This is a genomic window from Streptomyces sp. NPDC048411 (genome assembly GCF_040704695.1).
Taxonomy (GTDB): Bacteria; Actinomycetota; Actinomycetes; order Streptomycetales; family Streptomycetaceae; genus Streptomyces.
The window spans coordinates 1-11,727 of record NZ_JBEZKL010000181.1 but is presented as its reverse complement, the minus strand read 5'-3'; the positions used below and the strand labels follow the sequence as shown (position 1 = coordinate 11,727).

Here is an 11,727-nt window from a genome sequence, read left to right as displayed (position 1 = left end):
GCCGGTAGGCCGCTTCGTAGTCGCCGCCGCCCAGGCTGACCAGGGTGCGCGCCTGGTGGGCGAAGGCCGCGGCGGCCCCGACGCCGCGGCGCGTCGCCCAGCGCACCATCCGGTCTGCCAGGGCGTTGCCGGCCTCGGTTTCGCCACGCGCGCCGTGCAGCAGCACCTGGTTGAACTGGAAGTACCAGGCGAAGAAGGGGTATCCGGCATCGCAGAGCTCCAGGCCTTCGTCAACCAACTGCTGAGCCTCGTCCCAGTCGCCGGTCAGGAAGTCCTCCATGCACAGGTGCATCAGCGCCCCGAGGTGCCCGCGGACCGGCCCGCCGCCGCTCCGGCCGGAGCTCACCAACTCCCAGAGCCGGTTCCTCAGTTCACCGACCCGGTCGAGATAGACCGTGGCGGTTGCGCCGCGTACGAGCAGCGTGGGATCGAGCGTGCGACGCAGCACCCCGCGTACCTCGTCGAGGTCGGCCAGGGCCGCGACGCCGGTGCGCGCCGGGTCGGGGAACGTCCGCGCGGCCAGGGCCAGCACCGGTGGCGGGGCCGGTTTCAGCCTGTCCACCGCGTCGATGAACGGCGGCCACAGTTCCTCGCGGCCGCTCCACCAGCAGACCAGTTGCAGGGTGTGCAACGCGTCGATGAGAGCGGGGTCGTCGGCGTCGTACGCCGGTCCGGCCTCCTCGATCGCCGCGGTCAGCAGCCGGTACGCGACGTCGAGGTCGGCGCCGGTGTTGGTCAGGACGTACACCGCCGCGGCCGCCGCGTACAGCGCGCCGCTGCCGAGGGGATCGTCGCTCTGCACCCGCCGCAGCAGGTCCGACGCGTTGGCGACGTCGCCGGTCGACTCGGCGCCGATGTAGGCCGCCTCGGCCAGGCGCCGTCCGCGGTCGCCCGCGGTCGGACTCAGATCGGCCGCCCGGGTCAGGGCGGCGACAGCGCGGACCGCGTCGCCGCGGCGCAGTGCCGAGTGCCCGGCATCCTGCAACAGTCGGGCCACCTTCTCATCCCGTTGCATGGCGGCCTCGGCGAGATGCCAGGCCATGCGCTCCGGCTGGTCGGCCAGCGCCTCGGCCAGCGCCAGGTGCGCGGCACCGCGCTCGGCCAGAGTTGAGGCGGCCACGGCCGCGGCGCGGATCAGCGGGTGACGGAACGTCAGGCGCCGGGCGTCGGTGTCGATCAGGATCAGGCGTTCGCGTTCGGCCGAGGCCAGGGCCGCCAGGGCGGACGGGCCCGGCCCGGCGGCGCGGCGCAGCACGCCGGGGTCGCCGGTGCCGTCCAAGGCCGCCAGGAGCAGCAGGCGGCGGCCGGCCTCGGGCAGGGCGTTCACGCGTGCCGCGAACAGGGACCGCAGCCGCTCGCTCAGCGGCAGTACGGTCGGCAGGTCCTCCATCGCGGCCTGCTGCGCCCCGGTGAGTTCGGCCGGCAGCTCCAGCAGGGCGAGTGGGTTTCCGCGGGCGTCGGCGACCACCCGGGCCCGGACACGGGCGGCGAGCCCAGGGTAGTGCGCGGCGAGCAACAGGTGCGCGGAATCGTCGTCCAGTGGCGCCAGCGTGAACTCGTCCAGCCCGCCGTGGTCGAACACGCTCTCCCCGCCGGTGCGCGAAGCGGCCAGGAAGCCGACCCGGGTGCCGCACAGGCGGCGGGAGACAAAGCCGAGGACCACGGCGCTGGCCCGGTCCAGCCACGGCAAATCGTCGACGATCAGCAGCAGCGGTGCCTCGGCCGCGCCGCGGCGGAGCAGCGCCAGCGTGGCGTTGACCAGGAGCAACCGGTCCGGGGTCGGCCCGGCGTCGAAGCCGAGCGTGACCCCGAGGGCCGCGCGGTACTCGGACGGCAGGTGCTCGACGTCGTCCAGCACGGGCGTCAGGATCTGGTGCAGTCCCGCGAACGGGACGTCCGCCTCGAACTCGACGCCGTCGGCGCGCAGTACGCGGATCCCGGCCTCGGCCGCCGCCTCGGCCACTGCGTCGAGCAGCGTTGTCTTCCCTACGCCGGGCTCGCCGACGACGTGCAGGCCCCGGCCGCGCCCGGCCCTGTCCTCGAGGAACTCCCGCACCTGCTGCACGTCCTGGATGCGGCCGACGATCTGGGAGCGCCGGCTCCATGGTCCGCTCACAGTCATCGCTCTCGTCTCGCTTCCGTTGTCCGGGCCGGCTGCGCTGCGTGCCGCACGTATCCGGGGTCGGGCTCCGGGCCGCGCGGAGCCTGACCCACCTTCCCCGGAGTGCTCAGCAGGTGGCCCGGATCGGGCCACCGTCGGCACCGGCGCCAGGGCCGGGGTCCTGAGCAGGGCAGCGGAGGAGGCGGCGGGGACGAACCGGTGGTTGCGGGTCATGGCGGTCTCCGGTTCCGGTGTCGGCGGGCCCGGTGCGGCCGTCGTGCCGGTCAGCTTGCTCGTCCGGGTACCGGGTTCGCGCCCGTGGAGTCCCTGGTCGGCCCCTGGGGCACCCTGGTCCCGTGCCCGGGGGGCCGGGCCAGGGCGCGGCCCCCTTGGGGCCCACAGGCGCGAACGAGGTCACCCGCAGCAGATCCGCGAGGCGTGGCACCGCGAGCGACGCCGTCCCACCTGTTCCGATGCTCCGAGCCGGGCGCTGCGGCAGCTGGCCACCGGAGCCAGCTCCATGGTTGACGCTTCAATTAGATTGGCTTACTGTTGATGCATCAATTACATGGCGGGAGGCGCCTGGTGAGTGAGCGACCGATTCGGGCCGATGCCGGCCCTGCATCGACGCGGCGTCGACTGACGTCAGCGGAACTGGCCGTCTGGCGATCACTGATCGACACCACGGGTGAGCTGGAGCGGCGCCTGGGCGCGCGGCTGACCGAGGACTCGGGCCTGTCGCCGGCCGACTACCGCGTTCTGCTCGCGCTCAGCGAGGTGCCCGGCCGACGGCTGCGGTCGTCCATGCTGGCCGCGGCCATCGACTGGACGCGCAGCCGTCTCTCCCACCAGCTGGGCCGGTTGGAGAAGCGCGGACTGATCGGACGGGAGGACTGCGCCGAGGACAACCGCGGCACCGAGATCGTCCTGACCGACGCGGGAGCTGCGTCCTTCCGCGCCGCCACCGCGCCGCACGCCCGCGCGATCAAGGAGCTCTTCGCCGACGCCCTCAGCCCGGACCAGTTCGCCGCGCTCGACGACATCCTCACCAGCCTGCGCCACCACCTGTCCCCGGAGCGTGACTCATGACGACCCACACCCCGCCGACTCCTGAGCCTCCGCCCCACATCGCCGTCCTCGGCGCCGGTCACACCGGTCCGGCGCTGGCCAAGGTTCTTACCGAAGCCGGCTACCCGGTCTCGATCGCGGCCTCCGGCGATCCGGAGAAGATCGCGCTGATCATGTCGTTCCTGGCCCCCGACGCGAAACCGCGCTGGGCCGCCGACGCGATCGAAGAAGCCGACGTCGTGATCCTCGCCCTGCCACTGCACCGCTTCGCCGACCTCGACCCAGCCCGGTTCGCCGGCAAGATCGTGATCGACACCATGAACTACTGGCCGCCGACCGACGGCGTGCAAGCCCTGTTCGACAACCCGTCGCTCGGCTCGAGCGAGATCGTGCAGGCCCACCTGCCCGGCGCGACCATCGTCAAGACCCTCAACCACATCGGCTACCACGAGCTCGACGAGTCCCGCCGCCCCGCCGGCTCCCCGCGCCGCCGCTCCCTCGGCGTCGCCGGCGACGACCCGGCGGCCGCGGCCCTGACCGCCGCCATCCTCGACCGCGTCGGCTACGACACGGTCACCCTGCCGACTCTGGCGGCGGGCCGGGCACTCCAGCCCGGCGGACCCGTCTTCGGCGCCGACCTCACCCGCGACCGATTCGACCAGGAGGTTTCATCATGACCACTCCCACTGCCGCAGGCTCCGGATACAGCGAGGCCGCGAAGGCGTTCCCGCTGGAGTTCGGGCTGGACACCTTCGGCGACCGCGGCGCCGACGAGCAGGGCCGGCCTCTGTCCCACGCCCAGACCATTCGCGACGTCGTCGAGCAGGGCGTGCTGGCCGACCAGGTCGGCGTGGACGTCTTCAGCATCGGCGAACACCACACCGAGGACTTCCCCATGCCGGCCGGAGACGTCGTGCTGGGCGCGATAGCCGCCCGCACCGAGCGCATCCGTCTGGGCTCGGCCGTCACGGTGCTCAGCTCCGACGACCCGGTGCGGGTCTTCCAGCGCTACTCGACGCTGCACGCCCTGTCCGGCGGCCGGGCCGAGGTCGTCCTCGGGCGCGGCTCCAGCACCGAGTCCTTCCCGCTGTTCGGCTACGACCTGGCCGACTACGACGTGCTGTTCGACGAGAAGGCCCGCCTGTTCGCCCAGATCCGCAACGGCGGCCCGATCACCTGGGAGGGCACCACCCGGGCCGCGCTCACCGACCAGGACATCGTCCCCTTCACGGAGAACGGCCCGCTGCCGACCTGGATCGGCGTGGGCGGCAACCCGCAGTCCGTGCTGCGCGCCGCCAAACTGGACTTCCCGCTGCTGCTGGCCGTCATCGGCGGCAACCCGCTGCGTTTCAAGCCGTTCACGCAGCTCTACCGCGGGGTGCGCGCCGACATCGGCCGCCCGCAGTTGCCGATCGGACTGCACACCCCGGGCCACATAGCCGCCACCGACGAGGAGGCCTTCGAGCAGTTCATCCCCCGCATGCAGGAGATGATGCGCCGCCTCGTCCCCAGCCGCGGCTTCCGGGTGCCCACCATCGAGCAGTTCAGGAACGAAGTCGGCTCGAGCGGTGCGCTGTACGTCGGCTCGCCCGAGACGGTCGCCCGGAAGATCGCGGCCAATCTGCCGCAGCTGGACGCGACCCGTTTCAACCTCAAGTTCGCCATGCCTCAGATGCCCCAGCGGGAGATCATGGAGGCCATCGAGCTGTACGGGACGAAGGTCGTACCCCGGGTCCGGGAACTGATCGCCGAGCAGGAGGGCATTGGGCTCTGAAGCACCGTCGGCGGGGCGGCAGACGTGGTCGTCGGCCGCCCCTGGCAGGCTACTTGCCGGTCTTACGGCCGCGTGACACGTTGGGTCCCGGTGCTGGTTCGGTGCTGACTTTCAGGCCGCCGATGAGGCAAAATCGCAGGTCCTAGCTTCGATCGGATGAGTTGTCGCACCACTCGGATGAGGCTGGCCCGTCGCCGGCCTGGTGCGCAACTTCGCTGCCTTGCTCACCGCTGCCGACGGCAACGCCGAGCTGCTGACCGAGTGGATCACCCGGGCCCGAGCAGAGGAGTATCCCTGACTACACGCCTTCACCAACGGCCTCGGCGTGCCGCCGCAGCCGCTCGGCGTCCGCAGTACGCCCGCAGGTGTAGGTAACGGGGCTCCCCGGCGGTGATGTGCTGTTGGGAGCCCCATTTCCTTGCGGGGGGCCGTTCGAGAAGCGGTCAGTCCAGGTGGGAGACCTGGTAGTGGGCGATGGCCCAGCCGTCCTGCACGCGCTTCAGCAGGATGCTGAGGTACACGCCGAGCGTCGGCCGGTCGGTGAAGGAGAAGTCCACGCTGAGGTAGCCAAGGACAAGGTCGTCGGCCAGGCGTCTGGTTTCCAGGATTCGGTAGTCGGCGGTCAGGCCGAGGGGTTGGGAGGCGTAGTAGGCGGCGATGCCCGACCGTCCGACGCTGTACGGGTGCAGCCCCTGGAAGAGCGCGTCCTCGGTGAAGTGGGAGGCGACCTGTTCCGGTTCGTGCTTGTCGACGGCCGCCTTCCACTGGTCGAGGACGTCGCGCAGGATCGCTTGACTGTCTTTTGTACTGTTCATCACGGTTCTCCCCGGTGAGTTGATGGTGGGGGGTCAGTGGCCGGCGCTCATGCCGCCGTCGACGTGGAGGATCTCGCCGGTCACGAATGGCGCGTTCTCCAGGTAGACGACCGCGTCGACGATGTCGCCCACCTCGCCCATCCGCCCGACGGGGTGCAGGTCGGCGAGGAACTGGTGGGTCTCCTCCGCGTGCATAGGGGTGCGGATGGTGCCGGGCGAGACGGCGTTGGCGCGGATGCCGCGGGTGGCGTACTCGATGGCGAGGGACTTGGTGGCGGACTGCAGGCCGCCCTTGGTCAGCGAGGCCAGTACAGACGGGACGTTGGCGTCGGCGTTGTCGACCAGGCTGGTGGTGATGTTGACGATGTGGCCGCCGCCCTGCAAGAGCATCTGCCCGATGGCCAGCTGGGTGAGGTGGAAGAAGCCGGTCAGGTTCACCCCGGTGACGGCGGCGTAGTCGTCGGCGGTGTAGTCGATGAATGGCTTGGCGACAAAGATGCCCGCGTTGTTGACGAGGGTGTCGATGCGGCCGAACCGCTCGATGCCGGCGGTGATGACACGTTCCGCGGTGGCTGGGTCCGCGATGTCGCCCTGGACGGTCACCCCGCCCGCGTCGTCGGCGGGGGCGATCGAGCGCGAGGTGGCGACGACGGCGTAGCCGAGCTTGCGGTAGGCGTCGACCAGGCCGGCACCGATGCCCTGCGAGGCGCCGGTGATGACGGCGACCCTCTGAATTGAATTGCTCATGACAAACCTCCGAAGATGGGGCCGAGCACGGCTCGGTCACGAGTGGGATTCCTCGACCTCGGCTCTGTCCGCCGGTCGACACCTCGACGGTAGGCAGGCCGGCGCGCGAAGGGCAACGGCGCACCGGCCCGACGCCGGGACCGGCTTCCTCCTTGCTGGAAGGCAGGGTCTCCTAACCCAGGTCAGCGCCCTTGTGCCGGTGCGGGTCGCCCTCGGGCCAGACGCCCGGGCCGTGCAGGCCGAGGTCCCCGACGCCGTCGCAGAGTGCGTCGACCACGGCGAGCACCACCGGGCGGACCTCGTCGACGCGCCGCACCAGCGACCACGTCCAGTGGATCTCCGGCGCCGCCACCGGGCGCTGGACCAGGTCGGGCGGCAGCACCGCGGTCTGGCCCTTGGGGCAGTTGACGACCGGGCGTCCGATGCGCCGGACGTGGTCGAAGAACGCCGGGCCGGTGACGCCGCCGTCGGTGATCCGCTCCGCGCAGGCACCCGTGTCTCGGGCCAGCTCCTCGGCGTAGACGTTCCACGACGACCAGGAGGTGGCGTCCTGGTCCAGCAGCACGACGGCGTCCCGGGCGCGCACCGTGCCGGTGCCCGCCTGCGCGGAGACGCTGTAGAGCCGGTCGGCGCCAACCAGCCGAGCGGCGAGACCGTGTCGCTTCAGGTCCTCGGCCCGCACCCAGCACACCGCCAGGCCCAGGCTGCCGTCGGCGACTCGGACGGCCTGGGCGTGCGACGGCGCGACCCAGGCGTCGATATGCACCCGCGCCACCGCGGAGGTGCGGGAAGTCAGGTCGGCGGGCAGCCAGTTGACGTAGCCCAGCCGGACCGGTTCCGAACCGGACAGCCGACCCGCCCGGCGCCGCAGGTCGTCTGCCCGCTCCAGCAGCGCGCGCACATGTGGGAGCAGCGCGGTGCCAGCCGGAGTGAGCGACACCGAACGCCGGTCACGGTCGAACAGATCTACCCCCAGGTCGCGTTCGAGCGCCTTGATCTGCTGGGACAGCGACGGGCCGACGATCAGCAACCGATTGGCGGCCCGGGCGAAGTTGAGCTCCTCGGCGACCGCGACGAAGTACCGCAGTTGACGCAGCTCCACGCCCGCCATGCTATGGGCACTGGGAGGCTGGCACTAGTACTCCAGTAGCGTTTCGCTATGTGGCCTGGTCAGGACGCATCGTGCGGAATGTAGTGGGAGTGGAGAAGGTGTGTGCGCGGCCCTTGGATCGGTTCTGGACGAACAGGGAGCGTTGGACCAGGGTGGAGACCAGGGGCACCACGGGTGCGAAGAGAGCGGGTGGCGGAGACCGTCTATCCCATGACACAGCAAGGAAGCAACCTGCGGGCGCTCCGGCGCCGATTCCGGCTCGCGGGTCCCGGGGGATTCCCCGGTGGCCTGCATGCGAACGCGATCCACGCTGTCAGTTCCAGAGCTTGGGAAGCCGCCCCGACGGCTCTCAGCTCGTGCTCATGGGAGCGGCTGTGACCGACCTGCTGGAGCTGGCTGTGAGGGCGCACGGGGGCCTGGCGCGATGGGAACGGATCTCTCGGTTCAACGCGCTCGTATCAATCACCGGCGCCATCTGGGATCTGAAGGCCCGATCGGGGCTCCTGAGCTGCGTGGCGCTGGAGGGAACGACACGCGACCAAAGCCTGACCATCTCCCCGTTCCCGGTGCCGGGCCGGTACGTGACCTGGGAGCCGTACCGGCAGGCCGTCATGACCAGCGACGGCGCCCTGGTCACCGAGCGGCTCAACCCCGTTGCGTCGTTCGACGGGTTGACCCGCGAGTCGCCCTGGGACGAGCTCCAGGTGGCCTACTTCGCCAGCGAGGCCAACTGGAACTACTTCACAGCCCCGTTCGTGTTCACCCGCCCGGGCTTCTTGGCCGAGGAGATCGACCCCTGCGAGGAGGAGGGGCAGAGCTGGCGTAGCCTGCGGGTCACGTATCCCGACGACATCGTGACCCACACGCGGCGTCAGACCTACCACTTCGACGAGTCGGGGCTGCTGCGCCGCCTCGACTACAGCGTCGACATTCTGGGCGGCGGTGACGCCGTACACTATCCGTCGGACTACCGCGACTTCGACGGGATCCTCGTGCCAACCCGACGCCGTGTCTACGCCCGGGATGGCAGTGGCCGGATCCTCAGGGACCAGGTCGCGGTCGCCATCGACATCACCGACATCACGTTCGGTTAGGACGTTTCCTTTCGCCCGCAGTTGGCCCGCCGGCCATCGGGGTGGGCAATGGATGTGTGGATATGGAGTGTGCAGTACCCACTCAAAGCAAGGCGATCACCACAGCGATGCGCAGGCGGAGCGGCTCACCGGCGCTCCGCCTGCTGAAGATATCCGGGCCTCCGCCGTCCTGTATGACTTTCAGTAGAGCCGCACGATCGATCTGCAGCATGCGGTGCTGCGGGCCGGGACCGACCTCGAGACGTTGTGGGTGCGGTGGCTGGAGCGGACCCTGGCCGACCTCTAGTCACCGGGTCCGTCCGTCAGTTGAAGTGTGCGCCGCCGTCGACCAGGAACGACTGGCCATTGATGAAGGCGGCGTCGTCCGAGAAGAGGAACGCCACCATCGCGGCCATGTCCTCCGGCTTGCCGAGACGGGGGGAACGTACCGATGCCAGGACTTGGTCCCGCCATTCCTCGGTGGTCGACGCCAGGGCTGCGGCCGTGAGGGTGACGCCGGGGGAGAGCAGATTGCAGCGCACCCCGTGCTTCCCGCCGAGACTCGCCGTGTGCCGCGTGAGCCCCAGGAGGCCGCTCTTGGACGCCTGATAGGCGACCTTCGTGGTCCCACCGCCCCAGACCGCGCTCGACATCGTGTTGACGATCGATCCGTTGCCCTGCCTCAGCATGACCGGCAGTGCATGGCGGGTGCCGAGCATGTATCCGGTCAGAGTGATGTCGATCGTCCGCTGCCAGAGGTCCAGCGGCACCGAGGTGACATCGACGTCGCCGCTCATCGTGGCGGGGGACAGGTCGGCCGCTACGTTGTACAACCCGTCCAGACGTCCATAGGTACGTACGGTGAAGTCGATGAGGCCGGCGTACGAATCCTCGTCTCTGATGTCGAACTGCCGGGCCGTGACTTCACCGCCGGTTTTCCGGATCCCTGCTGCGACCTCCTGAGCGGCCGACTCGTTGAGGTCGGCCACGACCACCGACATGCCTTCCTCGGCCAGTCGGACGGCGGTCGCACCACCGATGCCGCCGGGCGCTCCGCCGGCAATGACGGCCACTTTGTCCTTCAGTCCACGCATCTCGCTCTTCCTTAAGGCTTGACGACCATGTCGGTGGTGGCGAGGTGGCGCAGAAAGATCTCGCGTTCCCTCGCCAGCGCGTCACGGAGGGGCAGTTGGCCGCTTTCCCGGATGGACCGGGTGGCGGCGATCAGGGCCGGGCCCGAGTGTCGTACGAACTGCTGCGCCCATTCGATCGTGTGGTCGACGAAGCCCTCGGCCGGAAGTACGGCGTTTAGCCAGCCGATCCGATACGCCTCATCGGCGGTGAAGGGGCGCCCGCTGAGGACCACTTCGGCCGCGATGGCGGATCCGACCAGACGGGACAGCCGGACGGTGCCGCCCGCCCCCGGCATGATTCCGGCCGGCACCTCCGACTGTCGCAGTCGGGCGCGTGGTGAACCGACCCGCATGGTGCAGGCCAGCGCAAGCTCGCTCCCGCCGCCCGACGCGAGTCCGTCGATCGCGGCGATCGTCGGCTGCGGCAGTTCTTCGATCCGGTGGAAGGAGTCGAGGTAGGCGTCGAATCCCGGAGAGTGGATCGCTCCGTCCTGGCCCGGGGTGAACCAGTCCGGGTGCTGCTTCAGGTCACCGTGGTTGACGAAGTACCCGTCGCTGCCGCCGGTGATCACCACGAGCTTCACCCGGTCGGTGTTCCGGGCGAATTCCTCGAACATGCCCCCGAGTTCGGCGAGGGACTCCGGATCGAGGAGGCTGTCCGGCGGCCTGCGGTAGGTCAGCAATGCGATCGGATCGCGGTATTCGCGGGTCCAACTGCTCATTCTGTGTGCATCCTCAAGGACAGGGTGCCGCTGTGGCTGGGCATCACGTCGCGCGGACGTGGCGAGCACAAGCCACAGCGGTCACCGTACGGACTCGGGCGCCGTCACTTGCCCTTGGGGCCCTGCGCCAGTACGTAGTCGATCCACAGCGCCGACGCGCCACCGTGTCGCGACAGCACGTCGGTGAGAGCGCCCCGCTCCGGCGAGGTGATCTCCGGGGTCCACTCGCTGAGCAGCGCGGTCCAGTTGATCGGCCTGGCGCCGGCCATCGTGAGGCGGGTCTTGGCGTCCTCGTGTGCCTCCCGGGTGACGCCGGCCGAGCAGTCGGACACGAAGAACACCTCGTACCCGTCCTTGAGCGCGCCCAGGACGGCCTGAGCGAGACAGACGTCGGTGGACAGACCCGCCATCACGAGCTTCCGGCGCCCGGTGGCCTCCACCGCCGCGCGTACGTCGGGGTGCGACCAGGCGTTGGTGGTCACCCGGTCGATCGGCTTGTGGTCCGGGAAGACCTCGCTGATCTCCTTGAAGATCGGGTCGTCCAGCGGGCCGCCGGTCGCACCGACCGTGGTCAGTACGGTCGGCACGCCCAGGATCTTGGCCGTCTTCGCGAGCCCGGTCACGTTGTTGATCAGCTCGGTCTGCGAGGGCGGGGCGGTCACCATCGCGATGGCCGGCTGGTGGTCGATCAGGACGACGGCGGAGTTCTCGATGGTGAGTTCGTTCTGGTTCTCGGACACGGTGGTCTTCCCTTCAGTTCAGTGGGTACGGCGGCGAATCCGCTGAGAAAGAGTCTTGTGAACGGCAGCGCCGGCCACATCGGTCAAACAACTGTCGATACAGGGCATGCGGGCGACGGTCGGATGACCGATGTGCGGATCGCACCCGGGCCCGAAGCATGGGCCGTGACCATGGGCCGCCCCGTCGGGCGGCCCCGGAGCACGGCATGACGACGAGGGCCCCGGAAAGGCGGACACCATGCCCCCCGGTCTTCCTGGGTAGTTCGCTCGACGACTGCATGGCCCGTACCCCGCTGACCGTCGGCAGCCCGCAGGAGGGCGTTGTCAGGTTCGGCTCGGGCCGTGAGATGATCTTGGTGTAGATCGTTGCGGGGAATGGCTGCGGGTGGAGAGCGGGACGGCACCGTAGTCGTACAGGGGTTACCGGTTTCCGCCCGAGGTGA

At 70.0% G+C, this 11,727-nt stretch carries 11 protein-coding genes; 4 read left to right on the top strand and 7 right to left on the bottom strand.

The window, feature by feature from the left end:
- Positions 1-2,122, bottom strand: a 2,122-nt coding sequence (locus AB0915_RS35610) for an ATP-binding protein (RefSeq protein ID WP_366695016.1), incomplete at its 3' end; no start/stop codon positions are given.
- A 564-nt stretch (positions 2,123-2,686) separates the two neighbouring features.
- Between AB0915_RS35610 and AB0915_RS35605 the strand changes: the two genes are divergently transcribed.
- The 3 genes from AB0915_RS35605 to AB0915_RS35595 are packed head-to-tail and all read left to right on the top strand — an operon-like array spanning position 2,687 to position 4,943.
- Positions 2,687-3,190, top strand: a complete 504-nt coding sequence (locus tag AB0915_RS35605; protein WP_366695015.1) for a MarR family transcriptional regulator — start codon at positions 2,687-2,689, stop codon at positions 3,188-3,190.
- The gene (locus AB0915_RS35600; protein ID WP_366695014.1) at positions 3,187-3,846 is read left to right on the top strand and encodes an NAD(P)-binding domain-containing protein; all 660 of its coding nucleotides are present in this window, start codon (positions 3,187-3,189) and stop codon (positions 3,844-3,846) included. The genes AB0915_RS35605 and AB0915_RS35600 overlap by 4 nt, the downstream gene beginning before the upstream one ends.
- Entirely contained in the window at positions 3,843-4,943 is a 1,101-nt protein-coding gene (locus AB0915_RS35595; protein ID WP_366695013.1) for an LLM class flavin-dependent oxidoreductase, read from the top strand. The genes AB0915_RS35600 and AB0915_RS35595 overlap by 4 nt, the downstream gene beginning before the upstream one ends.
- Before the next feature lie 443 nt (positions 4,944-5,386).
- Here AB0915_RS35595 and AB0915_RS35590 read toward each other — a convergent pair whose 3' ends face one another.
- The 3 genes from AB0915_RS35590 to AB0915_RS35580 all read right to left on the bottom strand — a co-directional run bounded on the left by AB0915_RS35590 (position 5,387) and on the right by AB0915_RS35580 (position 7,616).
- Positions 5,387-5,758, bottom strand: coding sequence for an SgcJ/EcaC family oxidoreductase (locus AB0915_RS35590; RefSeq protein WP_366695012.1), 372 nt, complete (start codon positions 5,756-5,758; stop codon positions 5,387-5,389).
- Between the two features lie 33 nt (positions 5,759-5,791).
- On the bottom strand, positions 5,792-6,505 hold the full coding sequence (locus AB0915_RS35585) for an SDR family oxidoreductase (protein WP_366695011.1): 714 nt from the start codon (positions 6,503-6,505) through the stop codon (positions 5,792-5,794).
- 172 nt (positions 6,506-6,677) lie between these two features.
- Positions 6,678-7,616 carry a LysR family transcriptional regulator gene (locus tag AB0915_RS35580; RefSeq protein ID WP_366695010.1) on the bottom strand — a complete coding sequence of 313 codons (939 nt, stop codon included), beginning with the start codon at positions 7,614-7,616 and terminating at the stop codon, positions 6,678-6,680.
- Between the two features lie 362 nt (positions 7,617-7,978).
- Here AB0915_RS35580 and AB0915_RS35575 point away from each other — a divergent pair, with 362 nt between their 5' ends.
- Positions 7,979-8,710, top strand: coding sequence for a hypothetical protein (locus AB0915_RS35575; RefSeq protein ID WP_366695009.1), 732 nt, complete (start codon positions 7,979-7,981; stop codon positions 8,708-8,710).
- A 302-nt stretch (positions 8,711-9,012) separates the two neighbouring features.
- Here AB0915_RS35575 and AB0915_RS35570 read toward each other — a convergent pair whose 3' ends face one another.
- From AB0915_RS35570 to AB0915_RS35560, 3 genes are all read right to left on the bottom strand, one after another.
- Complete coding sequence (locus AB0915_RS35570; protein ID WP_366695008.1) at positions 9,013-9,783, bottom strand: SDR family oxidoreductase; 771 nt, start codon at positions 9,781-9,783, stop codon at positions 9,013-9,015.
- A gap of 11 nt (positions 9,784-9,794) precedes the next feature.
- Positions 9,795-10,544, bottom strand: coding sequence for an enoyl-CoA hydratase/isomerase family protein (locus tag AB0915_RS35565; protein WP_366695007.1), 750 nt, complete (start codon positions 10,542-10,544; stop codon positions 9,795-9,797).
- A 104-nt stretch (positions 10,545-10,648) separates the two neighbouring features.
- A complete protein-coding gene (locus AB0915_RS35560; protein WP_366695006.1) occupies positions 10,649-11,284 on the bottom strand; it encodes an isochorismatase family protein in 636 nt (211 codons plus the stop codon).
- Positions 11,285-11,727: the final 443 nt, after the last annotated feature.

What these genes read in the sequence shown, in the direction of transcription:
- AB0915_RS35600 (WP_366695014.1), top strand. Translation starts at nt 3,187, where the DNA reads ATGACGACCCACACCCCGCCGACTCCTGAGCCTCCGCCCCACATCGCC.
- AB0915_RS35595 (WP_366695013.1), top strand. Translation starts at nt 3,843, where the DNA reads ATGACCACTCCCACTGCCGCAGGCTCCGGATACAGCGAGGCCGCGAAG.
- AB0915_RS35590 (WP_366695012.1), bottom strand. Translation starts at nt 5,758, where the DNA reads ATGAACAGTACAAAAGACAGTCAAGCGATCCTGCGCGACGTCCTCGAC.
- AB0915_RS35585 (WP_366695011.1), bottom strand. Translation starts at nt 6,505, where the DNA reads ATGAGCAATTCAATTCAGAGGGTCGCCGTCATCACCGGCGCCTCGCAG.
- AB0915_RS35580 (WP_366695010.1), bottom strand. Translation starts at nt 7,616, where the DNA reads ATGGCGGGCGTGGAGCTGCGTCAACTGCGGTACTTCGTCGCGGTCGCC.
- AB0915_RS35575 (WP_366695009.1), top strand. Translation starts at nt 7,979, where the DNA reads ATGGGAGCGGCTGTGACCGACCTGCTGGAGCTGGCTGTGAGGGCGCAC.
- AB0915_RS35570 (WP_366695008.1), bottom strand. Translation starts at nt 9,783, where the DNA reads ATGCGTGGACTGAAGGACAAAGTGGCCGTCATTGCCGGCGGAGCGCCC.
- AB0915_RS35565 (WP_366695007.1), bottom strand. Translation starts at nt 10,544, where the DNA reads ATGAGCAGTTGGACCCGCGAATACCGCGATCCGATCGCATTGCTGACC.